This window comes from Streptomyces sp. NBC_00370, assembly GCF_036084755.1.
In the GTDB taxonomy this organism is placed as follows: Bacteria; Actinomycetota; Actinomycetes; order Streptomycetales; family Streptomycetaceae; genus Streptomyces.
On record NZ_CP107968.1, the window covers coordinates 8047270 to 8071634 of the forward strand.

A 24365-nucleotide genomic window follows, 5' to 3' on the forward strand; every position below is an offset into this window, starting at 1 on the left:
GTCTCCTCGGGGAAAGGCAGTTCCAGTGCGCAGTGTCGGAGTGGAGGAGGAACTCCTCCTGGTGGATCCGGAGTCGGGTGAGCCCCGGGCCCTGTCGGCAGCGGTGCTCGCCGTCGCGGACCGGGCGTCGGACAGGGCAGGCGCCGACGACCACACGTTCGAGAAGGAACTGCACGGTCAGCAGTTGGAGTTCGCGACCCACCCGTGCACCGGCATGGACGATCTCGCCAACGAGATAGTCCGCTGGCGGCAGGACGCCGCCGAGCACGCCGCACAGGCGCAGGTGACGGTCGCGGCTCTCGCCACGTCACCGCTGCCGGTCAGTCCCACCGTGAACGCGGGGGAGCGGTACCGCTGGCTCCAGGAGCAGTTCGGCCTCAGCGTGCACAACCAGCTCACCTGCGGCTGCCATGTCCATGTGGCGGTCGACTCCGACGAGGAGGGCGTCGCCGTACTCGACCGGATCCGGCCGTGGCTGCCGGTGCTCCTCGCGCTGAGCGCCAACTCGCCGTTCTGGCAGGGCGAGGACAGCAGCTACAGCAGCTACCGCAGCCGGGTGTGGGAGCGTTGGCCTTCCGCGGGCCCCGTGGAGCCGTTCGTCACGGCGGAGCGCTACCACGAGCAGGTGCGGTCCATGGTCGGCACCGGTGTGCTGCGCGACGAGGGAATGATCTACTTCGACGCGCGGCTGTCCCACAACTACCCGACCGTCGAGATCCGGGTGGCCGACGTGTGCCTCGACGCCTCGACACCGGTGCTGCTCGCCATGCTCGTACGCGGACTGGTGGAGACGGCGGCGCGCCAGTGGCGGGCCGGCGACCCGGCGCCGCTCCACGGGGTCGGGGTGCTGCGGCTCGCCGCGTGGCGGGCCGGCCGCTCCGGTCTCGACGACACACTGCTCCACCCCGTCACGATGGTGCCCGAACCGGCCGCCGACGTCGTCGACTCGCTGCTCGCCCATGTGCACGACGCGCTGGAGGACAGCGGCGACCTGGCAGCCGCCCGTGCCGGTCTGGCCACGCTGCTGCGGGACGGCAACGGCGCGCGCGTCCAGCGCGACCTGCTGAGCCGCACCGGCAGTCTGCGCCAGGTGGTCGCCGAGTGCGCCCGCAGGACCCGCGGCTGACAGGTCGGCCCAGGGCCGGTCGGTCCGTACTCGGCCGGTCCGTGCTCAGCCGATCCGGGCGACGGCGCGTACGGGCGCGCCGTCCGCGCCGGCGAGCCGCAGCGGGAACAGGGACACCTCGATCCGCTGCCCGGCGCGCTGCGCCTCGACCACCCGGTCGAGGCCGGTGAGATTCTCGGCGATGACACCGCCGGCGCCGCACAGCACCCGGTGGGCCGCCAGCCCGTCCCCGTCCTGCGGGTGCGGATCGCCAGGACCGGGTGTCGGGTCGACGCTGAGCGCGTCGACAGCGACCGTACGCACCCCGGTCGCCACGACCGCCTCCGCCGCCTCGGGCGTCAGCCAGGGGTGGCCGAGGTAGTGGTCGGTGCCCCAGTGCGCCGACCAGCCGGTGACGAGCAACAGGACGGTGCCGGGCCGCAGTCGGGGCAGTACGGGTGCCAGGTCCGTCACGGTGACGCCGGTACGCGGCGCGAGAGCGCGCAGATCGGCGGCTACGGCCGGCCCGGTGAAGCGCTCCAGCGGCAACTCGTCGAGAGCGGGCCACTGGTCGTCCACGTGGTACGGCGCGTCGACGTGCGTGCCCGACTGCGAACCGAGGTGGACCCGCAGCACATTGACGCCGTCCTCGGCGGCCCGCAGCGCCGTGGTGATCTCGACCTCCGGATCGCCGGGGTAGACCGGCATGCCGGTGACAAGGGGAACGGACAGATCCAGCCACCCGGTGGGTACCGGTTCCTGCTGCGGTGTCATGGATCGGCCTCTCTGCGGGATCTGCGGAATCCAGGGGGCGCCGCGGGGTGGCCGGGGCGCCCCACGACCCGCCGGATCCTCCATTCTGGGCCGTGCTCCGGACGATTCCTCCACCCGGCCGTGACGACGCGTCCGATCGGGTAGCGATCCGCCCGACGCTGCTGACCTTGTCAGTCGTGCGGGCAATAAAGACCCGTGCCGGTCGTCGCCCGGCCTTCCCGCCGCTGCCCTACGGAGATTCATGAACCTCTCTCGCTCCCGTCTGTTCCGGCTGATCGGCACCACTGTCGCCGTCGGCATGGGAATCTGTGCCGTACCGGCGCAGGGCGCTTCCGCCGCGCCCGGCGGAGCGGGCACCGACCGGGCGAAGCCGACGGTGGTGCTGGTGCACGGCGCGTTCGCCGACGCGTCCGGCTGGGAGAACGTGATCGGGCGGCTGCACGGCGAGGGGTACCGCAACGTGATCGCCCCCGCCAACCCGCTGCGCGGTCTGGCGAGCGACTCGGCGTACATCGCGAGCTTCCTGAAGTCGGTGCGCGGACCGGTCGTCCTGGTCGGCCACTCCTACGGCGGAGCCGTCATCACCAACGCCGCCGCAGGGAACAAGAACGTCAAGGCCCTCGTGTACATCGCCGCCTTCGCCCCCACGGCGAAGGAGACCATCACCTCCATCAACAACAGGTTCCCGGCCACCCCCCTCGCGACGGCCCTCAACCCCGTGCCGTACTCGACCGGTACGAGCAGCGGTGTCGACCTCTACATCAAGCCCGACAAGTACCGCGACGTCTTCCTCAGCGACCGGCTCCCCGAGCCCGACGCCCAGGTTCTCGCCGCGACACAGCGACCGATCGACGCGGCGGCGTTCGACGAGCCCTCCGGCAAGCCGGCCTGGAAGACCAAACCCTCCTGGGCCCTGGTCGCCGAGCAGGACCACGCGATCTCGCCCGACGCGGAGCGCTTCATGGCGGAGCGGGCCCACGCGCGCACCATCGAGGTCGAGGCGCCGCACGCGGCCTTCCTCACCAACCCCGGCGCCGTCACCGGTCTGATCCGCGACGCCGCGCAGGCTGTCGGCTAGCCGGCAGGCCCGACGGCCACGAGAGGCCCCTCGATGCCGGAAATGGCCTGATCCCGCATCAGACGACACTTCGCTGTCATGACCCTGCCTGATGGACTTCGGGTGCCCGTGTCTGTGGGCCTGACATCTTTTGTGCGGCTGTGCCGCCTTGAGAAGGGAACATGACCATGCCCGAACTCACCCGCCGTCGACTGCTGGCCGCCGGCGCCGCCGCATCCGGCGCCGTGGCAGCGAGTCAGCTGCTGACCGCGCCGGCGGCCGGAGCGGCAGGCAGAAGACCGCTGGCCGCCGACCCGTTCACCCTGGGTGTCGCCTCCGGCGACCCGCTCACCACGGCCGTCGTCATCTGGACCCGGCTCGCCGTCGACCCGCTGAACGGCGGCGGGATGCCGGACTCGCCCGTCGCCGTGCAGTGGCAGGTGGCCCAGGACCAGTCGTTCCGCAAGGTGGTGCGCCGGGGGGTCGCCATCGCCGATCCGGACCTGGCCCACAGCGTGCACGTGGATGTGCGCGGCCTCGAACCCGGCCGCGTCTACTGGTACCGCTTCCGGGCCGGCACGTACGTCTCACCGGCCGGCCGCACCCGCACCATCGCGCGCGACCCGTCGAAGCTCCGGGTCGCCCTCGCCTCCTGCCAGAACTGGCAGAACGGCTACTTCACGCCGTACGCGGACATGCGCGAGCAGGAACCCGACATCGTGCTCTTCGTCGGGGACTACATCTACGAGAGCGCGCCCACCGCGTCCGCCGTACGTGTCCACGAGGGCTCGGGCGAGCCGTACAGCCTGCTCCAGTACCGCAACAGGTACGCGCAGTACAAGACCGACCCCGACCTGCTCGCGATGCACGCGGCGGCGCCCTGGATCGTGACCTTCGACGACCACGAGGTCGACAACGACTTCGCGGGCGACGTGCCGCAGGACCCCGCGCAGCAGTCGCACGACGCCTTCGTCTCCCGGCTGACCGCCGCCTATCAGGCGTACTACGAGCACATGCCGGTCAGGGCGAGCGCGGTGCCGAACGGCCCGCACCTCCAGATGTACCGGAGCTTCGACTTCGGCCGGCTCGCCCGGCTCAACGTCCTCGACACACGGCAGTTCCGCAGCGACCAGACCACGACCCAGGCCGGCGCCGAGGACCCCGCGATGACCATGCTCGGCGCGCCGCAGCGGGCGTGGCTGGCCGGCAACCTCGCGAGCTCGCACGCCCGCTGGAACCTGACGGCCTCACAGATCATGATGGCCGAGACCGATCTCCTGGCCGGGCCCGGCAAGGAGTGGTTCTACGACGCGTGGGACGGCTACCAGGTCGAGCGCAACGACCTGCTGGCCCGCTTCCGGCAGGTGGACAACCCGGTGGTGCTCAGCGGTGACCGCCATCTGACCATGATCAGCGACCTGAAGCGGGACTACGCGGATCCCGGATCGGCCGTCGTCGGCGCCGAGTTCGTGGGCACCTCCATCAGTTCCAACGGCGACCAGGACGCGACCGCCTTCAACGCCATGTGGGACCCGCTGCGCGGCGACAACCCGCACTGGAAGGTCATCGACTACCACCGCGGCTACCACCTGTTCGACATCGGGGAGCGCGGTATCGACGCCCAGGTGCGGGTGGTCGGCACGGTGCTCAAGCCGCAGTCGGCCTCGACCACGCTGTCGAGCCTGCGGGTCGACGCGGGACGGCCCGGCGTCCACGTCGTCTGACGCCCGCCGGGCCCTCCACTGATCCCGCCCACCTGCCTGCCTGCACCTGTCCACCGGCCCGCCGTGCGCCGTCCTGGCGCGGCGGGCCGGCCGCTCAGCCGCCCGCCGTGACCTCGGCCAGCTTCTGGAACTCGCCCAGGTCGTAGTTGGCCAGCGTGGAGTCGAGGTTGGTCAGGGCGCCAAGACGCTCGACGAAGCCCTTCGGGTCGTACTCGATCTGGAGTGTGACCCGGCTCGTCGAATCGGTGACGTGGTGGAAGGTGACGACCCCCGCGTGATGGACGCCTTCCGTGGTGCGCCAGGCGATCCGGTCCTCCGGCACGACCTCGGTGAGTTCGGCGACGAACGCCTTGTCGGCGCCGGGCAGCGAGAGCTGCCAGGCGAAGCGGCGGTCGTCGATGCGCTCGACGTGCCGTACATGACTGAGGAATTCCGGCCAGCGCGTGACGTCGCTCCACAGCTTCCAGCTCACCGCCACCGGCGCCTCGATGTCTACGGACTCAAGCAGCGACGACGACATGGTGGTGTCCTTTCCTCGGTGATGTGCCTGCCTTCCGGCGGCTACCCGCTGACCGGTCGGCTATCCGCTGACCGGTCAGCTGTCCGTCACCCAGGAGGGAGCAGCTCAGGGCTCCTTGGTACGGGACTCCAGATCCGCCCGGGTGGCGGCCCCGTAGACGCCTGACGGGTCGCCGGTGATGTGGTGGCTGTCCTGGTAGCGGGCCACCGCGCGCTCCACGCCCGCGTCGTACGTGCCGTCGGGCATGCCGACGTACTGGAGCAGGAGCTGGCCCATCCGCTTCTGCAGTTCGACGACCTCGGGTCCGGTGTCGCCCTCGCGCAGGACGGGGGGCCCCGAGGGGGACGTGCTCTGGGAGGGACCGGCGGGGCGCGGTCCGCCGTCGTCGGCCGATGCCGAGGAGCCGGCGGCGGCGCCGGAGGCGTCGGGGCTGCCCGCGATCGCGGCGGCGGCCGATGCGGCTATGTCCTTGGCCTTGTCCTTGACGGACCCGTCCGCCGATGCGCCGGGCGACCTGCTGGGATCGTCGCTCGGCCCCGCCGACGTGGGGCCGTCCGTGGCCGAGGGTTCGGCCGAGGCCGAACCGGCAGCCGCGCCTTGGGAGTTCGGTGCCGCAGCGGCGTCGGACGTACCGGAGCCACCGCTGCCGCCGAGGACTCCCGCGCCGATCGCGACGGCGGCGGCGACCACGACGACGGCGCCGGCCACCAGCAGAGCGGTCTTGCGGCGGCCGGTGCCGGACGGCGTCGCCGGGTCGCTCTCGTCGTCGGCAGCGACGAAGTCCGGTGTCGACGGCGGTACCGGCGGCAGGGGTTCGGTCTCGGCGGCCGGCGCGGCGGAGCCGGCGGCCACGGCTTCGGGCTCGCCGGGCGCTTCGGGTCCGCCGGCCGTCAGAGCGGCCACGTCCTCGTCGCGTGCGATCCTCGGAGCCGCGGTGTCACCCGGTGTCTGCGCGTTGTGCAGCGAGACGTAGGGGCGCGTGTGCAGCATGTCGAGTGTTTCGACGTGGTCGTCTTCGGCGGTGCTCTCCGCGGCTGTCTCCGCGGGGATGGCGCAGGCGCAGTCGGGGCGGCCGTCCTCGCGTGCGGGTGCGAAGCAGCGAGGGCAGGGTTCTGGCTTCACGGACGATTCCTTCCGGGGTTCGCAGCGATTATGCAGAGCCCCCGGCCCTTCGCGCAGCGCTTCCTAGTGTTGTTTGCTGATCGATACCGACTGCTCCGAGGGAGGTAACTGCCCATTTTCCGGCTCACTCGGGCAAATGCCGATCAAGTCCGGGGGACGCGTCAACTCCTGCCCTCGCGCACGGTGCTGAGGATCTTGCGCACCGTCGCGTCCGGCACCTCGTCCGGCACACCGGTCGCCCCGAAGAACGTCCACGACACGAAGTCGCCCTTGGCGTTCTCGAAGGCGAAACTGGTCACTTTGCCGTCACTGTCACACTTGCCCTTCTTCGGCACACCGGAGGAAACGGCCGTCGTCAGACTCCCCTTGATGCCCGACGAGGTGGTGTACGGCTCGACCGGGCCCGGCTTGATCGTCTTCTTATCCGGCTGGGTGTACGCCCCGTAGAGCCACAGCGAGGCGTTGTTCTTGGCCGCCTCGTCGGTGGTACTGGCGCCGCGCTCCCCGCGCGACCCGGCGGCCGCGAGGGCGGTGTCCTCCGTGCTGCCGTTCCCGTCCTCGTCGGACGAGCACCACTTCTCCTTGAGCATGGCGGGGGCGGTGAAACCGATGAGCGGCTTCTCGTCCGGGTCGCTCTCGTCGGTGACGTACGTCGTCCAACTGGCCGCCTTGAGGCCCCACTCCGGCGGCACGTCGAAGACGACGCCGGTCGAGGGGTTCAACACGGCCTTCCAGCCCGCGACGACGGGCTTCGGCGCGCTGTCACGTTCGTCCGCGCCGCCCGAAGCGGTGGGCGAGACGGGGCCGTTCGTCGACGGCGTCTTGGTCGGGTCGACGTTCTTGCCCTCGTCGTCGGAGCCGCCGCCCAGCACCAGGAACCCCGTGACGGCCGCGGCGACCACCACGACGGCGGTCGCGACGACGGCGACGAGTTTGGTCTTCCCGCCGCCCCCGCGCGGCGGTTGGGGCGGTCCCGACGTGACGGTGGGGGCGGCCCACGGCGGGGTCTGCCCCGGTGCCTGACCCGGTTGCGGGTACGGGTTCGGCTGTTGGTACGGATTGGGCTGCTGGTACGGATTCGCGTACGGGTCCTGCGCGTTGGGCCCGTCCCCCGGTTGCTGCTCTCCTGGCCACATGGAAGGCCACGATAGAGGGGCGTTATGTGCCGGGTGAGCCCCGGGTCCCTTGCCGCCACCGGGTGGATGGATAAGGCAAACAGTACGGAATGAAGTGGTCCAGACCCTTGACGGCCCGTTGGTCCAGACCAATTATGGGCGCGATCCGCCTGCTGTCTCACCCATCGGGAGCCCCCATGAGACGTACGAGATCCGTCAGAGCGCTGCTCGCCACCCTGGCGACCCTGGCCGCTTCGGCCGGCCTGGTCCTCACCACCGGAGCCGCGGCGCACGCCGCGACCCCGCTCCCCGCGCATGTCTTCGCGCCGTACTTCGAGGCGTACAACGGCGACAGCCCCGCGGCCCTGGCGCAGCAGTCCGGCGCCAAGTACCTGACGATGGCCTTCGTCCAGACCGAACGGCCCGGTTCCTGCACGACGTACTGGAACGGCGACACGGGCATGCCCATCGCCTCCTCGGTGTTCGGCCAGGACTTCACCACCATCCGCTCACGCGGCGGCGACGTGATCCCGTCACTCGGCGGCTACGCGGCCGACAACGGCGGCACCGAGATCGCGGACAGCTGCACCAGCGTGGACTCCATCGCCGCCGCGTACGAGAAGATCATCACCACCTACGACGTCTCACGCCTCGACATGGACGTCGAGGACAACTCGCTGACCAACACGGCGGGTATCGACCGCCGTAACAAGGCGATCAAGAAAGTGCAGGACTGGGCGGCGGCCAACGGCCGTTCGGTGCAGTTCTCCTACACCCTGCCCACCACCACGAGCGGCCTGGGCGACACCGGACTCGACGTGCTGCGCAACGCCGCGTCGAACGGCACCCGGGTGGACGTGGTCAACCTGATGACGTTCGACTACTACGACAACGCCACGCACAACATGGCCAACGACACGAAGACGGCGACGACCGGACTCGTGGGCCAGCTCGCCCAGTTCAACCCCGGCAAGACGCAGGCGCAGCTCTGGGGCATGGTGGGCGTCACCGAGATGCCGGGCATCGACGACTTCGGCCCCGCCGAGACCTTCACCACGGCCGACGCGCCCCCGGTGCTGGACTGGGCGGTCTCCAAGGGCATCAACACCCTCTCCTTCTGGGCCCTCCAGCGCGACTCGGGCTCGTGCCCCGGCACCGGCGGCTCCGACAGCTGCTCGGGGATCCCGCAGGACCCGTGGTACTTCACCCACACCTTCGCGCCGTTCACCGGCGGCGGCAGCGGCCCGGTGACCAACGACTTCTCGGTCTCCGTCGCCCCGGGCTCCGCTTCGGTGCAGCCCGGCGGCTCGACCACGGCGAGCGTGAAGACGGCCGTCACCTCCGGCACGGCGCAGACCCTCGCGCTCAAGGCCACCGGCGCGCCCGCGGGCGTGACGGCGGCGCTCAGCCCGGCGTCGGTCACCGCCGGCGCCTCGGCCACGCTCTCGGTCAGCGCCTCCGCTTCGGCCGCGCCGGGGACGTACCCGCTCACGGTGACGGCGACGGCCGGGTCGGTCAGTCACACCGCCACCTTCACCCTGACGGTCCCGGGACCCGGTGGGGACAGCGGCGCCCTGGTCAACGGCGGCTTCGAGAGCGCGTCCCTGGCACCCTGGACCTGCGAGAGCGGCGGCGCGCTGGTCACCACGCCGGTGCACGGCGGTACGCACGCGCTGAAGTCGGCGCCCACCTCCGCGCAGACGGGGCAGTGCGGCCAGACGCTCACCCTCAGCCCCAACACGCACTACACGCTGAGCGGTTGGGTGCAGGGCAGCTACGCCTACCTGGGGGTGAGCGGCGGTGCCACCGCCAGCGCCTGGACCAGTTCGACCGGCTGGTCCAAGCTGACGGTGCCCTTCACTACCGGCGCCTCCGGCACGGTCACCGTCTACCTGCACGGCTGGTACGGCCAGTCGGCGGTGTACGGAGACGACTTCTCGCTGACCTGAGAGCCGTCTAACGTGGGGGTGTGATTGATGCTGATGACGTGCGCCGTATCGCACTGTCGCTCCCCGAGACGCTGGAGAAGGAAGCGTGGCGCATGCCCACGTTCCGGGTCGCCGGCAAGATGTTCATCACGGTCCCCGACGACCAGACGTCGTTCGCCGTGCGCTGCCCCAGGCACGAGCGGACCGAACTGATCGCGGCGGAACCCCAGAAGTTCTGGGTGCCGCCGCACGAGGCGAGTTCGTCCTGGGTGCGGGTACGGCTCGCCGCCCTGGAGGATCTCGACGAGCTGTACGACATCCTGGCCGACTCCTGGAAGCAGGCCGCACCGGACCGGCTCACGGAGAACTTCGTGGCCACCGCGCGCCGGGATCCCGGCTCCGTGTGAGAGGGCACGGCCGGCGGATCCACGGATCCGCCGGCCGTGCCGTCGGGTCTTGCGGCCAGCTCAGGCCAGCGCGGCCAGTTGGGACCCGGCCAGCAGGAAACCGCCCACACCGAAGTCGGCGGTGCTGTCGTAGGTGATGGGCTGGCTCGACTCGGGGCGGTCGCCGACCTTCTGTACGTAGCCGAGGACACCGTCCGGATGGACGGCGGTGGCGACCAGACCGTTCCAGCCCCGCGCGGCGACCGGCAGCAGAGCCGCGCTGTCGACCAGGCCCGCACCGATCGCGTACGCCGTCCCGTACACGAAGAACGCGGTGCCGCTGGTCTCAGGGCCCGGCAGATGCGCGGCGTCGCCGAGGTTGACGTTCCAGAAGCCGTCGGTGCGCTGGACCTTGGCCGTGGCCGTCACCAACTGGCGCAGCGTGTCGCGGTATTCGGCGACATGGCGCTCGGCTGCGGGCAGCGCCTTGAGTGCCTTGGTGTGGGCGCCGGCCACCCAGCCGTTGCCGCGTGACCAGAACACCGGCTTGCCGTTGGGGGAGACGATCCCGCCGCGTACGAAGTTCGCGTCGCGGTACCAGAGGCCGGAGGCCGAGTCGTACAGACCCGGGCCGCCCTCGGCGTGCTTGGTGTGGCTGTAGAGGCTGTACAGCTTCTCCCAGTACTGCGGATCGTCGCGCAGCGCGCCGATCCGCGCGAACGAGGGCATCGCCATGTGCAGCGCGTCGTCCCACCACCAGTCGTCGTTCTTGCCCGGCTGGTCGGTGTAGACCATGCGGTGCAGCGACGTCTCGATCGCGTCGAGCTTCTGGTCGTCCGGTTCGATCTCGTACAGGTCGAGATAGGCCTGGCCCGCGCACTGGTTGTCCGCGTGCCGGGTGGTGGTGCCGCCGATCAGCCCGTAGTCGTGGCTCTCCGCCCAGTTCCTCGCGTAGTTCAGATAGGCCGTGTCGTTCGTCAGTCTGAACAGGGCCAACAGCCCGCTGAAGAAGGTCGCGTTGGCCCAGCCGTTGTCGCCCGGGTTGACGTGTGCGCCGATCCAGTGGTCGGCCACCCGCCGCAGAACGCTGATGATGTCGTCCCTGGACGGGAGTTGGGCGGACGGTGCGGCGGTGGTCGCTCGGCCGGACGCGGCGGTCGCCGTACCGGACAGCGCGGGAAGCAAGGTGGCTGCCGTCGCTGCCGCGACACCGCCGGCGATCAACTGTCGTCTATCCATGTGAACTGCTCCTACATCTGTGGGGGTGCAGTCATCATCGACGCTTCGCCTTCACGGTGTCCATGGTCCGTACCAGGATTCCGGCGCTGCCGCGGCTACCAGCTGACGGTGTGGTCGGCTGCCGTCAGCACGGCCAGCACGATCAGGTCGGCGGCGCCCAGGGCCAGTCCGAGATACGCCCGGCCGCGGTGCCCGGTGCGCCGGACCAGCGCGAGCGTGCCCAGCACGAGTGCGGCGGGCCCGAGGAAGAGGTTGAACACCAGCAGCCCGACCAGGCCGAGGACGAAGGAGGCGACGGCCATCCCGTCGGCGGTACGGCGGGTCGACTCGGGGGTGCGCACGGGGGTCTTGACGGTCATGGTCCTGACTCCTTACGAGTGGCCCCGGCTGTGGGCGTGCCGCTTGCGCAGCGCGTACACCCCGAGCCAGCAGGCGATGACGGCGGCGGCGCCGAGCGCTACGGGCAGCGGTACGTGCACGACGGCTCCGAGGACGACTCCGAACAGCAGCAACGCTCCGACGAGAACGAACATGTCTCTCCTTGGCTCTCGGGTGTCTCGCGGATCTTGTGCACTGCGCGTGCCCGAGCGTTACCGACGGAAACGGCGGCGGTGTGTGGTGCCACCCACATCCGGGGGCGGAGCTACGGTGTGCGCCTGTATCGGAACCGACTTCCAGGGAGCCGTCGTGTCGTCAGCGTTCGAGGACCGTCCTGAGCGGGCCGGCTACCGGCGTTCGGCCGGGTCGCCGCGTGGCGAGGCCCGGCGGCTGGAACTGCTGGGCCGGGTCACCGACGACCTCGCGGCCAACGGGCTCGTGGACTTCTCGCTCCGGCGGGCCGCGCGGGCGGCGGGCGCCACCCACAAGGTGCTGCTCTACCACTTCGACGGGATCGACGACCTGCTCAGGCAGGCGATCGTCCAACTGCGGGAGCGCCGCGTCGACAAGGCCTTCACCGCGGCCACCGCGGGTCAGCCGCGCCGGCCGCTGGCGGACTGGGTGCGCGTGGTGTGGCCCGTCCTGGTGGGCGAGGAGGCGCGGGTGCTGGACCAGGCCATCGGGCTGGCGATGTACGACCCCGGGCGGCACGGCGCGCTCGGCCGCGAGGCGTCGCAGCAGTATCTGCCGCTGCTGCTGTCCATCTGCCCGGAGCACTGGCCGCAGCGGCGGAAGCTGGAGGTCGCCGAGATGATCCTCGCCGTGCTCAGGGGCTTCCTCGTGGACGCCAGGACGAGCGGCGACAGCGCGGGGATCGCCGCGGGATTCGAGGCGTTGGGCCGCGCGCTGGAGCGGGAGGAGGCCGCCGAGGAGTAGGGGCCCGGCGCGCGTGGACAGCATGCGAACCACGTGGTTCACTTTAAGGACAGGGTGAATCTCGGCCACGGGGAGACCGGCATGAGCATGTCCTTGAATCGGGAGAAGGTCCGCTTCGCCAGCGGCGGCACGGAGTGTGTGGCCTGGCACTATCCAGGGACCAACGGCGGATGCGTGGTCATGGCGGGCGGCGGGGGAGTCACCAAGGAGCCGGGCACCGACCGGTTCGCGAAGCGGTTCAACGCAGCGGGGTTCGCCGTCCTCGCCTTCGACTACCGCCGGCTGGGGGAGAGCGGCGGGCAGCCGCGCCAGGTCGTGCGCATGAGGGACCAGGTCGACGACTGGCAGGCGGCGATCGGCTTCGCCGCCACGCTTCCGGGGGTCGATCCGGCCCGGCTCGGCGTGTGGGGCTTCTCCCTGTCCGGCGGTCATGTCTTCCCGGTCGCGGCGCGCAATCCGCAGCTCGCGGCGGCAATCGCGCAGACACCGAACGCCGACGGCCCCGTGGCTTCCCGTAACGCGTCGCGCCACCAGAAGCCGCTCGCGATGCTGAAGGTCACCGCGCTGACCCTGCTCGACATGCTGGGCGGTCTCGTCGGCCGCAAGCCCCTGCTGATCGGACTCTCGGGGGAGCCGGGTGAGACCGTCATGCTCGCCACGCCGGACGGCAGGCTCGGCGACCAGGTGCTCAACCCGGACAACGCGTATCCGCGGTGGCAGCAGGAGGTCGCGGCGCGCTCGGTGCTCAACTTCAGCCTGTACAAGCCCGGTCGGCACGCGTCCCGGGTGCGCTGCCCGCTCCTGGTCGTCGTGGCCGACCAGGACCAGTCGGTCCTCGCCGCACCGGCGGTGCGCGCCGCGGGGCAGGCGCGGGACGCCGAGCTGGTCCACGTACCCGGGGGACACTACGCACCCTTCCAGGACGCCCACGAAAGCGCCGTCGAAGCCGAACTGGACTTTCTGCGCCGCCGGTTGCTCGGCGAGGGCGCAGGGGGTCACGCCTCGCGCGGGGCGGCGCGGCCGGCGCCGGGGCGCGGGATCTGAGGGGGAGACCCGGGATGACACTGATCGAGCTGTCGGCCGGACCGGTCGAGTACGAGGACACCGGCGGTGAAGGCCCCACCGTGGTGCTGCTGCACGGGCTGATGATGGACTCCTCGCTGTGGTCGGGGCCGGTGGCCGAACTCGCCGCCGGCCACCGCTGTGTGACACCGACACTCCCGCTCGGGGCGCACCGCCACGCGACGCGCCCCGACGCCGACCTGTCGCTGCCCGGGGTGGCGAGGCTGGTCGTCGAGTTCCTCGACCGGCTCGACCTGCGGGACGTCACGCTGGTCGGCAACGACACCGGCGGCGCCCTGGTCCAGCTCGTCATCGCGGGGGACGCGGCAAGGGTGGGCCGGGCCGTCCTCGTCTCGTGCGAGGCGTTCGACAACTTCCCGCCCGGACTCACGGGCCGGACGCTGATGCTCACCGGCAAGCTGCCACCCCGGCTGTTCGGGATGTTCATGCAGCAGATGCGGCTACGGGCCGTGCGCCGCTCGCCGTTCGCCTTCGGTCAGTTGACCAGGCGGGGGGACGCGGCAACTCGCCGCTGGGTGGAGCCGGTGATGAAGCGTCAGGAGATCCGCCGCGACGCGGTCCGCATGCTGCGCGCCGTGGGCGCCGACACCGATGTGCTGAGCGAGGCCGCCCTTCGGCTGCCGGACTTCGACCGCCCCGCCCTGGTCGTCTGGGCCCGCGACGACCGGGTGATGCCACCGGCGCACGGCAGGCGACTCGCCGAACTCCTGCCGCACGGAAGCCTGGTGGAGATCGCGGACAGCCGCACCCTCGTCCCGCTGGACCAGCCCGGTGAACTGGCGCGCGTGGTGCGGGAGTTCACCCGGCTGACGGTGTGACACAAACGGTTGCGCCTTGCCGGGAGCGCCGGGTGTAAACCTGTGAGACAAGTCACGCTTCCCGTGGCAACGCGGCTTCGTGAAGCGGAGCGTCGGCGCGGCCTCAAGAACGTAAGCCGAGCGGAGCCGGCGCCTGGGTTTCCTGTGAGGGAACGGTGGAAATTCCGTGCCCTCACGGACCGTGTCGACTGTTGCTATCTGTAAACCGTTCGCTGGAATTATCGGTTCCATCTCCCCCTCGGGCAACGATGTGAAGGCGCACCGGATGGTGTGCCTTGATGTGCATGGCCGCATGACGCGTGGGGCGTTCTGCGGGTGCGCATGACCGTGGGGGAGAAACACTGATGAACCGCATACGTTCCATGGCGGCGGCGGTGACCGTGGGGGCCGCCCTGTCGCTGCTGGGTACCGGAGTGGCGAGCGCGGGCACCGGACCCGTGCCGGGCACGGGGTCCTCCGTACCCGCATCGGGCACGACCGCCAGTGAGACGGGCAATCCGCACAGCGCCCAGGCGGCCGCTGCCGGCGTCTGCACGGACGCCTACCAGATCGGCACCACGTCGTACGCCTACCGGGGCACGGAGACGATCGCCTCGGTCAAGCAGTTCTACTCGCCCACGTGCGACAAGAACTACGGCTACGTGTGGGTGTGGAAGTCGTTCCTGGACAAGAAGATCAACTTCGATCTGACCGTCGGAGTCTGGTCGTTCGAGCGCGAGTCGCTGGTCGGCAACAGGACCGTGTTCGACACACACGGCCAGGAGTTCTGGGGAAACGCCGCCGACACGACCGACGAGTGCACGTCCGGCGACGGCGCGATCAGCGTCGTCGGTGAGCAGGGCCAGTACCACGCCCGCTCCTCCAAGCGCTGCTGACCCCGGCGCGCCACCACCGCGCCGCTGACCCCGGCGCGCGGCCTGACCAGCCCATCGTCACCACCAAACTCGGGGAGAGACCCGCATGTTCGGCATGCCATTGAACCGCCGTCGCAGACGGCTGGTTCCCCTGTCGGCCCTCGCCGTCGGCACGGCGACCATCACCTTCGCCGCCTTGATCCCGTCGGCCGCGGCGGCCGCGCCGCCGGCCGCACGCCCGACCGCATCGACGCACACCGCACCACCGTCCCCCTCGCCCTCCGGCGTCACCAGGGCCCCCGCCAGCAACGCGATCGGCGTGCCGGGCGCCGACCGTCCGCTCGTCGAACCGGACGCCTTCGCCGCCGGCTTCCAGGGGCTGGGCATCGGCCAGGTGCCCTGGTCGCAGTTCTGGCAGGCGCAGCCGTCCGACTCCGTCAGCGCCCAGGTCAACCTCGGCAACGGCAATCTGCTCGTCAGCGTCGCCGCCTTCGACATCGCGGACGCGGGGCCGGGACTGTCGCTCGGCAACGCCTACAACGGCCTCAACACCAGCTGGAAGGCGACCACCGGCAGTGACTACCTGATCCACGAGGCCACCCCGGACGACGTCTATGTCCAGGGCCCTTCGAGCACCATCGCGGTGTTCGGCCGCAGCGGCTCCGGATTCACCCCCGCGCCCGGCTACAAGCAGGACCTGACCGAGGCGTCGGACAAGAAGTCCTTCACGCTCACCTCGCGGGGCAACGGCCAGAAGACCACGTTCACCCGCGCGGGCACCACCGGCGACGCGCGGGTCAGCAAGGTCGAGGACAAGAACGGCAACGCCACGACGGTCAGTTACTCCGGGGCCTTCACCTCGAAGATCACCTCGACCTCCGGCCGCACGCTGACCTTCACCAACGACGGCGCCCACGTCACCAAGGTCGCCGACAACACCGGCAGGTCCGTGGGGTACGGCTACACCGGCGCGGACCTGACCTCGTTCACCGACTCGGCGGGCAAGAAGACCCTCTTCGGCTACGACACCTCGCACCGGCTGACGAAGATCACCACACCCCGGGGCAACGTCACCACCTTCACCTGGGACACCGTGCGCGTCGCCTCGGTCACCCGGGTCATCAACAAGGCGGCCGGCACCGGCAACACCACCGCGTTCCGCTGGGTGCTGCCCCAGCCGGGCTCCGAGGGTGAGGGCGTCGTCCGGATCACCGACCCGCGCGGCAAGAACACACTCAAGACCGTGGACGCCCGCTGGCGCGTGACGAAGACCGAGGACCCGCTGGGGCACACCCGGTCCAAGACCTGGGGGCCCGACAACAACGTCACCAGCGCGGTCGACGGGATGGGCAGCGGCACGGCGGACGGCAACACCGTCAAGTTCGAGTACGACGACGCCTTCAACCCGACCACGGCCACCCAGCCGACCGGCGCCCGGTCCACCATGAACTGGGTGCAGAAGTCGGGCGGTTACTACCCCGACACGATGACGTCCGCGTCGAGCCAGCAGGCCGCCAACGCCTACGACACGTCCGGCAACGTACTCAGCCAGAAGGACTCGACGTCCGGCGGCACCGCCGCGTCCTGGGACTACACGTACAACCCCAAGTCCGGCACGATGACCTGCGGCGGCAAGCCGGGGCAGCGCTGCACGGCAACCGACTCGCGGGGGAAGAGGACCAGCTTCGGCTACGACGCGAAGGGCGATCTCACCACCATCACCCCGCCGGGCCCGCAGAAGCCCCTCACCTACACCTACGACGACCTGGGCCGCGCCCGCACCGTCAAGGACGGCCGGGGGATCGTCACCACCTACGGCTACGACGACCGCGACCGTGTTGTCTCGCAGCAGGCGGGTTCGGCCACGGCGGAGTTCGGTTACGACGACGACGGCAACATCGTCTCGCGCCGCACCCCCGCCGGTACGACGACGGTGACGTACGACGAGCAGAACCGCGAACGCACCCGCACCCTGCCCGGCACCGCCACCACCTCCGTCACCTACGACCCCACGGGCAACGTGGCCTCCGCCGCCGACCCGTCGGGCACCACGGTGTACGGCTACGACGACGCCAACGCGCTCACCTCGCTGACGGAGCCGGGCGGGGCCAAGACCGCGTACGAGTACGACAAGAACGGCAAGCGCACGAAGACGACGTACCCGGGAGGGACGACACAGAGCGTGACGCTGGACAAGTCCAGCCGGCCCACCAAGATCGTCGCGGCGAACGGCAGTACGACCTTCTCGACGATCAGCTACGACTACGCCCAGTCCGGCAAGGACACCGACAAGGTCCGTACCCGTACGGCGGACGGCGCGGCGACCGCGTACAGCTACGACACGCAGGGCCGGCTGACCAAGGCCGTGGAGACCAAGGCCGGCGCCACGACGGCCGGTTGGTCGTACTGCTACGACAAGGCGGGCAACCGCACAGGATCGTCGACGGGCACCACGCTGCCCGCGGGATGTGACGGCGCCCAGGTCGACTACGCGTACGACGACGCGGGCGAACTCACCAGCCGCGACGGCGACTCGGGCTTCGGCTACGACAGCGCGGGCAACGAGACGTCGGCGGCGAGCCCCACCGGGGTCCGTACGGGCGGCAGTTGGTCGCCGTTCAGCCAGCTCGGCGGTTTCACCGACGACGGCGCCGCCACCGTCAACACGTACGCCGGGGTGGACAACAACCACCGGCTCAGCAGCGACGGCACCACGTTCGTCAACACCGCCGTCGGGCTCAGCGGCCAGAGCGCGGCCGGTGCGGCGACCGGCTTCGTGCGGGAGCCCTCGGGCACCCTGACCGCCATCAAGACCGGCGGCGCCAGTCAGTACTACCTCACCGACGCCCAGGGCAGTGTGATCGGTCTGGTCGACGCATCGGGCAGGCGTACGGCGACCTACTCGTACGGGCCCTACGGTGAGGCACGCACCAACTCGGGCCCCGCAGGCCAGCCGTACCGCTACACCGGCAGCTATCTCGATCCCAGCGGCCTCTACAAGATGGGTGCTCGCTACTACGACCCCGCACTGGGCCGCTTCACCCAGCCCGACCCTTCGGGCAAGGAGGCCAACCTCTATGCCTACGCCAACGGCGACCCCGTCAACCGCGCCGACCCCAGTGGTCTCTTCTCCTGGAGCAAGCTGGGCAAGGGGCTGGCCAAGGAGGTCGGGGGAGCCTTCGACGCCGAGGCCGTGCTCGGGATCGCGACCGAACTGGGCCAAGGGCACTACGTCAAGGCCGCGGCGGCGGCCGCGGGCACCGTGGCCGGTGCGATCACGGACGCGACGTGCATCAGCGCGGCCGCGGCGGTGAGCCTGCCGACGGCCGGGGTGGGCGGCGCCGTCGTGGGTCTCGGCTGCGGATTCGCCGGCGACTTCGTCGGCAGCCAGGTCGAGAGCGCGGCCGAGGAGTCCTGGTCGTGACGGTGGCCCCGCCGCCGCACGACTGATCACCGGGGGAGCGGGCAGGCGAGAGGACCCACGGTCCTCGCGCCTCCCGTCCCCCCGACCCGGAGAAGGAGCAGAGAATGAACCCGAACGCCGTTAGCGGGCGCGGTAGTTGGATACCTGACGGCACGGCGGGAGTAATCGTCGTGCTGTGCATCTTCGCCTTCGTGGTCGGCATGTTCGGCTACGGGATCTGGAACAAGCGACGCAAGGAACGGGGTGGCAGGTAATGGGCAAGGTGACGGGCGTACTGCTCATCGTGATCGGAGTGGCGATCGGCGCGCTGGGGCGGCTGACCGCGTCCCGCTACGGCCAGGACTCGGCGGTGGCCAAGATGGTGATCTGGGTCCTGTGCATGGTCGTGGGCGTCGGTGTCGCCGCGCTCGGTGTCAGCCAGGTCGCCTGAGCGCCCGGTTGACGGCCTGTCAGGAATCCTCCGGGAGCAGCGGGAAGAGCCGGCTCGACCGGCGGGAGCGGAAGGGCGCCCTGCGCGAGATGGCGGCCTCCCGGGGCGACGTCTTCGCCCGCCGGGCGGAGCGGGCGAAGACGCTGGGCGGGTAGCCCGGGGACGCGGCTGGGGACGGCGTCAGGCCGCGCTCCTCGCCGCACCCCGGGTTCTCGTCGTGTGCTCGGCGAGGAGCGACGCGTGGATCTCGCCCGCCCGTACCGCCGTGTTGGACAGCAGGGTCGAGGTGAGACCGTGCGTGTGCTCCGTGCCGCCCTGCAGATAGATGCCGGAGACGACGTTCGGGGCGGTCACCGCGCGATGGTCGCGCCCGACCAGCGGCGCGTCCTCCTCGTCGCGCAGCAGCAGCTTGCCGATCTCGCCCAGCCGCTCGCCGATGTCCGGCGGCCGGTAGCCGGTCGCGTGGACGAGCAGATCGGCGGTGAGCACGCTGCGTTCACCGGTCGGCAGGAACTCGACCGTGACGTCGATGCGTTCGCCGCTCTCCTCGACCTCATGGATGCGTGAGACGTTGAGCATGCGCAGCCGCTCCCGGCCCTGGACCTTCTCCTGGTACATCGTCCGGGACAGCGACTCGATCAAGTCCAGGTCCACCACGGAGTAGTTGGTGGCGCGGTGGTAGTCGAAGAGCGCCCGCTTCACGCCGCGCGGGGCGTTGTAGTAGATGTCGACCGCCTCCGGGTCGAAGATCCGGTTGGCGAAGGGACTGTCGTCCGCCGGGGTGTAGCCGTACTTGGAGAAGACCGAGCAGATCTCGGCCTCGGGGAAGCTGCGGTGCAGATAGTCCACCGCCTCGGCCGCGCTCTGCCCGGCGCCGAGCACCACGGCCCGCTTGACCGGCGTACGGCGTTCGGTCAGCTCGGCGACCCTCGGCATCAACTCGCTGTTGTGCCACACCCGGTCGGACAGGACCGTGCCCGGCGGCAGATGGGGCTCCATGCCGGTCGCGACACAGATGTTGCGGGCGCGGCGGGTGATCGTACGCCCGGGGTCGGCCGGGTCACGGCTGACGACGTCGAACCACCGCACCTCGCCGTCCTCGGTGACCGGGAGCACCGAGAGGACCTCCGCCGCGTACTCCACCAGGTCCGACACCCGGTCGGCCGACCATTCGAGATAGTCGTGGAACTCGATCCGCAGCGGGAAGAGGGTCTTCTGGTTGAGGAAGTCGACCAGCCTGCCCTGTTCCCGCAGGTAGCACAGGAAGCTGAAGTCGCTCGTGGGATCCCGCATCGTGACGAGGTCCTTGAGGAACGACACCTGCATCGTGGCGTCGTCGATCAGCATGCCGCGGTGCCAGCCGAAGCGCGGTTGTTTCTCCAGGAATACGGCCTGAATCCGGTCATCGGGGCGGACTTGTCCGTTGTGTTCCTGAACTGCTATCGCGAGAGCCAGGTTTGACGGCCCGAAGCCGATCCCCAGGACGTCGTAGATGGTGTCCGGCTCACTGTGCAGTGTTGTCACCGCGTCATCGCCTCCCTAAGCAGCCACATGTTAGATAAGGTTAGCCTTACCTTGCAACGTCTGAGGAGGATTCACCATGCGGGTTGTCATGTTCGGCTACCAGACCTGGGGTCATCGAACGCTCCGTGCGCTCCTGGAATCCCGGCACGAAGTGGTCCTTGTCGTGACACACCCCAGCAGTGACCACGTCTACGAGAAGATCTGGGACGACTCCGTCGCCGAACTCGCCGAGAAGCACGGCGTACCGGTGCTGCTGCGCAACAGGCCCGACGACCGGGAACTGCTCGACCGGCTCGCGGAGGCGGCGCCCGACATCATCGTCGCGAACAACTGGCGTACCTGGCTGCCGCCGGAGATCTTCGACCTGCCGCCGCACGGCACGCTCAACGTGCACGACTCGCTGCTGCCCTCCTACGCCGGCTTCTCGCCGCTGATCTGGGCGCTCATCAACGGCGAGCGGGAAGTGGGTGTCACGGCGCACCGGATGGACGCCGAACTCGACGCGGGCGACATCGTGTTGCAGCGGGCCGTGCCGGTCGGGCCCGCCGACACGGCGACGGACCTCTTCCACCGCACGGTCGACCTGATCGAGCCGATCGTGACCGAGGCGCTGGACCGTATCGAGTCCGGCACCGCCGAGTGGACCCAGCAGGACCGGTCGAAGGCCAGCTTCTTCCACAAGCGCTCGCTCGTGGACAGCCGCATCGACTGGAACTGGCCCGCCGAGGACCTGGAACGGCTCGTACGGGCCCAGTGCGACCCGTATCCCAACGCCTTCACCTACCACCGAGGCGAGCGGCTGCGGATCGTCTCGGCCGGGCTCTCGGAGGCGAACTACGGCGGCACCCCCGGGCGGATCTTCATCCGCGAGGGCGACGGCATCGTGATCGTCGCCGGTGAGCGGGCGCGGGCGGGCCGCAGCCGCGGTCTGCTCGTCAAGCGGGTACGGACCGAGGACGGCACCGAGCACGCCGCCACCGACTACTTCCGCACCATGGGCGGCTACTTGACGGCGACGGGCCCCGGCGTGTCGTGATGCCGGCTCATCGGGATGATCATCGGCGTTCCGCTGACCGGGTCACTGGTGACCTGGCAGCGGAGCCCGAAGACCTCCTCCACGGTGGGCGCGGTGATGACGTCGGCAGGGGAGCCCTGCGCGACGATGTCCCCCGACTTCATGGCGATCACGTGGTCGGCGTACCGGCAGGCCTGGTTGAGGTCGTGGAGCACCATCACGACCGTGCGCTTCTCGTGCCGGTTCAGATCGGTGATGAGGTCCAGGACGTCGATCTGGTGCGCCAGGTCCAGATAGGTGGTCGGCTCGTCGAGCAGCAGCACCGGCGTGCCCTGCGCAACCGCCATGGCGATCCAGGCGCGTTGCCGCTGGCCGCCCGACAGCTCGTCCACCGGACGGTCGGCCAGGTCGGTCATGGCGGTGGCGCGCAGCGCGTCGTGCACGGCCTGCTCGTCGCCCTTCGACCACTGCCGCCACCACGTCTGGTGCGGGGACCTGCCGCGGCCGACCAGGTCGATGACGGTCAGCCCTTCGGGCGCCACCGGGCCCTGCGGCAGGATCCCGAGCCGCTGCGCCAGCTCCCTGGTCGGTATGGACTGCAGGGCGCGGCCGTCGAGTTGGACGGATCCGGCGCGCGGCGACAGCAGCCGTGCCAGCGCCCGCAGCAGGGTGGACTTGCCGCACGCGTTGGCCCCGACGATCGCGGTGATCCGGCCCGGCGGGATCGCCACGTCGAGTTTCTCCACGACGACGCGGTTGTCGTACGCCAGCCGCAGCCCTTCGGCCCGCAGATCGGGTCGGGCGGGGTCCACCGGGTTCGATGACACGAGTTCAGCCTCCTGAGCCGACGCGGTTGGCACGGACGAGCAGCCAGAGCAGGACCGGGGCGCCCAGCACACCGGTGACCACACCGACCGGCAGCTCGGTGTCGGGAATGAGCTTGCGCGCGATCAGATCCGCGCCGAGCACGGCCAGCGCGCCGGTGAGCCCGGAGGCCAGCGGCGGCGGCCACGCGGTCCGCGCCAGCCGCTGGGTGATCTGCGGCGCCGCGAGGGCCACGAAGGCGACAGGGCCCGCAGCGGCCGTACCGAAGGCGATCAGGCCGACCCCGGTGAGCAGCACGGCGAGCCGTACCGGCTGCACCGGCGTACCGAGCCCCTTCGCGACGTCGTCGCCCAGTTGCAGGGTGCGCATCCAGCGGCCGAGCAGCAGGGCCGCCGGGAGCAGTACGACGAGGGCGGCGGCCAGCGGACGTACCTGCGCCCAGTCGCGGCCGTTCAGATTGCCGACGAGCCAGCCGAGCGCCGCCTGTGCCTGGAACTGGCCGCCGCGGGCCATGAGATAGTCCGTGGCGCTGGTGCAGATCCAGGAGACGCCGATGCCGACGAGCACGATGCGGTAACCGGTCGTCCCGCGTTTCCAGGCCAGTACGTAGACGAGCAGGGCGGCGGCCAGCGCGCCGACCAGCCCCAGCGACTGGGTGCTCAGCCCGGCGTCCCAGCCGAGGACGATGCCGGCGACCACGGCGGCGCCCGCGCCCTGCGTGATGCCGATCATGTCGGGGCTGGCCAGCGGATTGAGCGTCATCGTCTGGAACAGGGCTCCGGAGACCCCGAAGGCGACACCGACGAGCAGCCCGGTCAACGCCCGTGGCAGGCGCAGCTCCTGGACGATGAGCCGGGTCCCCGGATCGCCGGAACCCACCAGCGACCGCATGACGTCGCCGAGTCCGATGTGGATGTCACCGACGGAGATGCCGACGCAGAAGACCAGGAAGGTGGCGACGGCCAGGGCGGCGCTGACGGCGAGCAGGCGGGGCCGCAGCACACCGGAGACTGGCAGGGCCGTCAGCCGGAAGGTGATACGTCCCGGGGTGCGGGCGGGCAGGAGTCCGGTCATCTCACAGCTCCGCGAGTCGTCGGCGGCGGACCATCACAATGAAGAACGGGCCGCCGATGAAGGCGACCAGGATGCCCGCCTGGATCTCCACAGGGCGGGCGACGATCCGTCCGACGATGTCGGCGAGGAGCAGCAGGCACGGTGCCAGCACGGCCGAGAGCGGCAGCAGCCACCGGTGGTCGGGGCCGATTCCTGCGGCCTGGGTCAGCACCCGCGCGATGTGCGGGACGACGAGTCCGACGAAGACCACGGGCCCGATGACGGCGACCGCCCCGCCGGTGAGGAAGGTGACGGCCAGTACGCCCTGGATACGGACGAGGCCGAGGCGCAGCCCCAGCGACGCGGCCACGTCGTCGCCGAGCGCCAGGCTGTTCAGCGCGGGGGCGCTGGCCAGTGCCAGCACCGCGCCGACGGCGAGGAACGGCAGCACCTGTGTCAGCGCGTCGTTACTCTGGTTGGCCAGCGATCCGGCCTCCCAGAACCGGTAGCGGTTCAGGGCGTCGGGGTCGGTCAGGACGACGGCGCTGGTCAGCGACGACAACAGCGAGGTGACGGCGACGCCGGCGAGCGCCAGTTTGACCGGCGTCGTCCCCGATCCGCCGAGTCCGCCCAGCAGATAGACCAGCACGCTCGCGACGAGCGCGCCCGCGAAGGCGAACCAGATGTAGCCGTACAGCGCGCCGAGTCCGAACACCCCGACGGAGAGCACAATGGCGAACGCGGCGCCCGCGCTGACCCCGAGCACCCCGGGGTCGGCGAGCGGATTGCGCGTCAGCGCCTGCATGAGGGCGCCGGACAGACCGAGGGCGGCGCCCGCGGCGAGGCCAAGTGCCGTACGCGGCAGCCGTACTGACCAGATGACATGGTCGATCCGGCTGCTCGGCGGGTGGCCCAGCAGGGTGTCGACCACTTGGCCGAGAGGCACCCGCAGTGCGCCGAGCGCCAGCGACAGCAGGCACAGCGCCACAAGGGCGGCGCACGGCAGCACCACCAGGAGCACAGCGCGAGGGGCTCTCGCCCGGGTCACCGAGCTC

The 24365-nt window shown here is 70.6% G+C and carries 25 protein-coding genes; 14 read left to right on the plus strand and 11 right to left on the minus strand.

Going from position 1 to position 24365, the window contains the following annotated elements:
- The first annotated feature begins 25 nt into the window (after positions 1–25).
- The gene (locus OHS57_RS35255) at positions 26–1126 is read left to right on the plus strand and encodes a glutamate--cysteine ligase (protein WP_041994675.1); all 1101 of its coding nucleotides are present in this window, start codon (positions 26–28) and stop codon (positions 1124–1126) included.
- A 45-nt stretch (positions 1127–1171) separates the two neighbouring features.
- Here OHS57_RS35255 and OHS57_RS35260 read toward each other — a convergent pair whose 3' ends face one another.
- Positions 1172–1879 (minus strand): cyclase family protein, encoded by a 708-nt coding sequence (locus OHS57_RS35260; RefSeq protein WP_328584586.1) that lies wholly within the window; start codon positions 1877–1879, stop codon positions 1172–1174.
- 241 nt (positions 1880–2120) lie between these two features.
- On the opposite strand from OHS57_RS35260, the gene OHS57_RS35265 reads away from it, so the two are divergent.
- Together OHS57_RS35265 and OHS57_RS35270 are read left to right on the plus strand one after the other, a co-directional pair.
- Positions 2121–2957 (plus strand): alpha/beta fold hydrolase, encoded by an 837-nt coding sequence (locus tag OHS57_RS35265; protein WP_328584587.1) that lies wholly within the window; start codon positions 2121–2123, stop codon positions 2955–2957.
- Between the two features lie 167 nt (positions 2958–3124).
- Positions 3125–4660: an alkaline phosphatase D family protein gene (locus tag OHS57_RS35270; RefSeq protein ID WP_443043122.1), complete on the plus strand. Its 1536-nt coding sequence runs from the start codon at positions 3125–3127 to the stop codon at positions 4658–4660.
- Positions 4661–4754: 94 nt separating this feature from the next.
- Here the strand turns inward: OHS57_RS35270 and OHS57_RS35275 are convergent, their stop codons facing one another.
- From OHS57_RS35275 to OHS57_RS35285, 3 genes are all read right to left on the minus strand, one after another.
- Positions 4755–5180: an SRPBCC family protein gene (locus OHS57_RS35275; protein ID WP_041994684.1), complete on the minus strand. Its 426-nt coding sequence runs from the start codon at positions 5178–5180 to the stop codon at positions 4755–4757.
- A gap of 105 nt (positions 5181–5285) precedes the next feature.
- Entirely contained in the window at positions 5286–6302 is a 1017-nt protein-coding gene (locus OHS57_RS35280) for a peptidoglycan-binding domain-containing protein (protein ID WP_328584588.1), read from the minus strand.
- A 161-nt stretch (positions 6303–6463) separates the two neighbouring features.
- Positions 6464–7438 (minus strand): hypothetical protein, encoded by a 975-nt coding sequence (locus OHS57_RS35285; RefSeq protein WP_328584589.1) that lies wholly within the window; start codon positions 7436–7438, stop codon positions 6464–6466.
- 176 nt (positions 7439–7614) lie between these two features.
- Between OHS57_RS35285 and OHS57_RS35290 the strand changes: the two genes are divergently transcribed.
- On the plus strand, positions 7615–9366 hold the full coding sequence (locus OHS57_RS35290; protein WP_328584590.1) for a carbohydrate binding domain-containing protein: 1752 nt from the start codon (positions 7615–7617) through the stop codon (positions 9364–9366).
- Positions 9367–9386: 20 nt separating this feature from the next.
- The gene (locus OHS57_RS35295; RefSeq protein ID WP_328584591.1) at positions 9387–9752 is read left to right on the plus strand and encodes an MmcQ/YjbR family DNA-binding protein; all 366 of its coding nucleotides are present in this window, start codon (positions 9387–9389) and stop codon (positions 9750–9752) included.
- Between the two features lie 60 nt (positions 9753–9812).
- Here the strand turns inward: OHS57_RS35295 and OHS57_RS35300 are convergent, their stop codons facing one another.
- The 3 genes from OHS57_RS35300 to OHS57_RS35310 all read right to left on the minus strand — a co-directional run bounded on the left by OHS57_RS35300 (position 9813) and on the right by OHS57_RS35310 (position 11503).
- Positions 9813–10970 carry a glycoside hydrolase family 88/105 protein gene (locus OHS57_RS35300; RefSeq protein WP_328584592.1) on the minus strand — a complete coding sequence of 386 codons (1158 nt, stop codon included), beginning with the start codon at positions 10968–10970 and terminating at the stop codon, positions 9813–9815.
- A 95-nt stretch (positions 10971–11065) separates the two neighbouring features.
- Positions 11066–11329 carry a DUF4190 domain-containing protein gene (locus OHS57_RS35305; protein WP_041994702.1) on the minus strand — a complete coding sequence of 88 codons (264 nt, stop codon included), beginning with the start codon at positions 11327–11329 and terminating at the stop codon, positions 11066–11068.
- A 12-nt stretch (positions 11330–11341) separates the two neighbouring features.
- Positions 11342–11503 carry a hypothetical protein gene (locus OHS57_RS35310; RefSeq protein WP_041994705.1) on the minus strand — a complete coding sequence of 54 codons (162 nt, stop codon included), beginning with the start codon at positions 11501–11503 and terminating at the stop codon, positions 11342–11344.
- A 154-nt stretch (positions 11504–11657) separates the two neighbouring features.
- Between OHS57_RS35310 and OHS57_RS35315 the strand changes: the two genes are divergently transcribed.
- The 8 genes from OHS57_RS35315 to OHS57_RS35350 all read left to right on the plus strand — a co-directional run bounded on the left by OHS57_RS35315 (position 11658) and on the right by OHS57_RS35350 (position 19048).
- Positions 11658–12284, plus strand: coding sequence for a hypothetical protein (locus OHS57_RS35315; protein ID WP_041997580.1), 627 nt, complete (start codon positions 11658–11660; stop codon positions 12282–12284).
- 81 nt (positions 12285–12365) lie between these two features.
- A complete protein-coding gene (locus OHS57_RS35320) occupies positions 12366–13328 on the plus strand; it encodes an alpha/beta hydrolase (RefSeq protein WP_078864021.1) in 963 nt (320 codons plus the stop codon).
- A gap of 14 nt (positions 13329–13342) precedes the next feature.
- A complete protein-coding gene (locus tag OHS57_RS35325; protein WP_041994708.1) occupies positions 13343–14185 on the plus strand; it encodes an alpha/beta fold hydrolase in 843 nt (280 codons plus the stop codon).
- Positions 14186–14529: 344 nt separating this feature from the next.
- Entirely contained in the window at positions 14530–15060 is a 531-nt protein-coding gene (locus tag OHS57_RS35330; RefSeq protein ID WP_063779688.1) for a hypothetical protein, read from the plus strand.
- A gap of 85 nt (positions 15061–15145) precedes the next feature.
- Complete coding sequence (locus OHS57_RS35335) at positions 15146–18463, plus strand: RHS repeat-associated core domain-containing protein (RefSeq protein ID WP_328584593.1); 3318 nt, start codon at positions 15146–15148, stop codon at positions 18461–18463.
- 104 nt (positions 18464–18567) lie between these two features.
- Positions 18568–18717, plus strand: coding sequence for a hypothetical protein (locus OHS57_RS35340; RefSeq protein ID WP_328584594.1), 150 nt, complete (start codon positions 18568–18570; stop codon positions 18715–18717).
- Complete coding sequence (locus OHS57_RS35345; RefSeq protein ID WP_157874426.1) at positions 18717–18893, plus strand: hypothetical protein; 177 nt, start codon at positions 18717–18719, stop codon at positions 18891–18893. The genes OHS57_RS35340 and OHS57_RS35345 overlap by 1 nt, the downstream gene beginning before the upstream one ends.
- Before the next feature lie 8 nt (positions 18894–18901).
- The gene (locus tag OHS57_RS35350) at positions 18902–19048 is read left to right on the plus strand and encodes a hypothetical protein (RefSeq protein ID WP_328584595.1); all 147 of its coding nucleotides are present in this window, start codon (positions 18902–18904) and stop codon (positions 19046–19048) included.
- Between the two features lie 25 nt (positions 19049–19073).
- Here the strand turns inward: OHS57_RS35350 and OHS57_RS35355 are convergent, their stop codons facing one another.
- The gene (locus OHS57_RS35355) at positions 19074–20417 is read right to left on the minus strand and encodes a lysine N(6)-hydroxylase/L-ornithine N(5)-oxygenase family protein (protein ID WP_041994716.1); all 1344 of its coding nucleotides are present in this window, start codon (positions 20415–20417) and stop codon (positions 19074–19076) included.
- Positions 20418–20493: 76 nt separating this feature from the next.
- Here OHS57_RS35355 and OHS57_RS35360 point away from each other — a divergent pair, with 76 nt between their 5' ends.
- Complete coding sequence (locus OHS57_RS35360) at positions 20494–21453, plus strand: methionyl-tRNA formyltransferase (RefSeq protein WP_328584596.1); 960 nt, start codon at positions 20494–20496, stop codon at positions 21451–21453.
- On the opposite strand, the gene OHS57_RS35365 is transcribed toward OHS57_RS35360, so the two are convergent.
- Genes OHS57_RS35365 through OHS57_RS35375 form a run of 3 tightly spaced genes read right to left on the minus strand, consistent with a single transcriptional unit; the run spans position 21420 to position 24358 of the window.
- Positions 21420–22244 (minus strand): ABC transporter ATP-binding protein, encoded by an 825-nt coding sequence (locus OHS57_RS35365; RefSeq protein WP_328585234.1) that lies wholly within the window; start codon positions 22242–22244, stop codon positions 21420–21422. The two genes, OHS57_RS35360 and OHS57_RS35365, sit on opposite strands and share 34 nt — an antisense overlap.
- A 19-nt stretch (positions 22245–22263) precedes the next feature.
- The gene (locus tag OHS57_RS35370) at positions 22264–23331 is read right to left on the minus strand and encodes a FecCD family ABC transporter permease (RefSeq protein ID WP_041994725.1); all 1068 of its coding nucleotides are present in this window, start codon (positions 23329–23331) and stop codon (positions 22264–22266) included.
- Position 23332: 1 nt separating this feature from the next.
- A complete protein-coding gene (locus tag OHS57_RS35375) occupies positions 23333–24358 on the minus strand; it encodes an iron chelate uptake ABC transporter family permease subunit (RefSeq protein ID WP_198533438.1) in 1026 nt (341 codons plus the stop codon).
- Positions 24359–24365: the final 7 nt, after the last annotated feature.

Excerpts from the sequence above, each read along its gene's own strand:
- OHS57_RS35260 (WP_328584586.1), bottom strand. The coding sequence starts at position 1,879 with ATGACACCGCAGCAGGAACCGGTACCCACCGGGTGGCTGGATCTGTCC.
- OHS57_RS35265 (WP_328584587.1), top strand. The coding sequence starts at position 2,121 with ATGAACCTCTCTCGCTCCCGTCTGTTCCGGCTGATCGGCACCACTGTC.
- OHS57_RS35270 (WP_443043122.1), top strand. The coding sequence starts at position 3,125 with ATGCCCGAACTCACCCGCCGTCGACTGCTGGCCGCCGGCGCCGCCGCA.
- OHS57_RS35275 (WP_041994684.1), bottom strand. The coding sequence starts at position 5,180 with ATGTCGTCGTCGCTGCTTGAGTCCGTAGACATCGAGGCGCCGGTGGCG.
- OHS57_RS35285 (WP_328584589.1), bottom strand. The coding sequence starts at position 7,438 with ATGTGGCCAGGAGAGCAGCAACCGGGGGACGGGCCCAACGCGCAGGAC.
- OHS57_RS35290 (WP_328584590.1), top strand. The coding sequence starts at position 7,615 with ATGAGACGTACGAGATCCGTCAGAGCGCTGCTCGCCACCCTGGCGACC.
- OHS57_RS35300 (WP_328584592.1), bottom strand. The coding sequence starts at position 10,970 with ATGGATAGACGACAGTTGATCGCCGGCGGTGTCGCGGCAGCGACGGCA.
- OHS57_RS35305 (WP_041994702.1), bottom strand. The coding sequence starts at position 11,329 with ATGACCGTCAAGACCCCCGTGCGCACCCCCGAGTCGACCCGCCGTACC.
- OHS57_RS35310 (WP_041994705.1), bottom strand. The coding sequence starts at position 11,503 with ATGTTCGTTCTCGTCGGAGCGTTGCTGCTGTTCGGAGTCGTCCTCGGA.
- OHS57_RS35320 (WP_078864021.1), top strand. The coding sequence starts at position 12,366 with ATGAGCATGTCCTTGAATCGGGAGAAGGTCCGCTTCGCCAGCGGCGGC.
- OHS57_RS35325 (WP_041994708.1), top strand. The coding sequence starts at position 13,343 with ATGACACTGATCGAGCTGTCGGCCGGACCGGTCGAGTACGAGGACACC.
- OHS57_RS35330 (WP_063779688.1), top strand. The coding sequence starts at position 14,530 with ATGAACCGCATACGTTCCATGGCGGCGGCGGTGACCGTGGGGGCCGCC.
- OHS57_RS35335 (WP_328584593.1), top strand. The coding sequence starts at position 15,146 with ATGTTCGGCATGCCATTGAACCGCCGTCGCAGACGGCTGGTTCCCCTG.
- OHS57_RS35340 (WP_328584594.1), top strand. The coding sequence starts at position 18,568 with ATGAACCCGAACGCCGTTAGCGGGCGCGGTAGTTGGATACCTGACGGC.
- OHS57_RS35345 (WP_157874426.1), top strand. The coding sequence starts at position 18,717 with ATGGGCAAGGTGACGGGCGTACTGCTCATCGTGATCGGAGTGGCGATC.
- OHS57_RS35360 (WP_328584596.1), top strand. The coding sequence starts at position 20,494 with ATGCGGGTTGTCATGTTCGGCTACCAGACCTGGGGTCATCGAACGCTC.
- OHS57_RS35370 (WP_041994725.1), bottom strand. The coding sequence starts at position 23,331 with ATGACCGGACTCCTGCCCGCCCGCACCCCGGGACGTATCACCTTCCGG.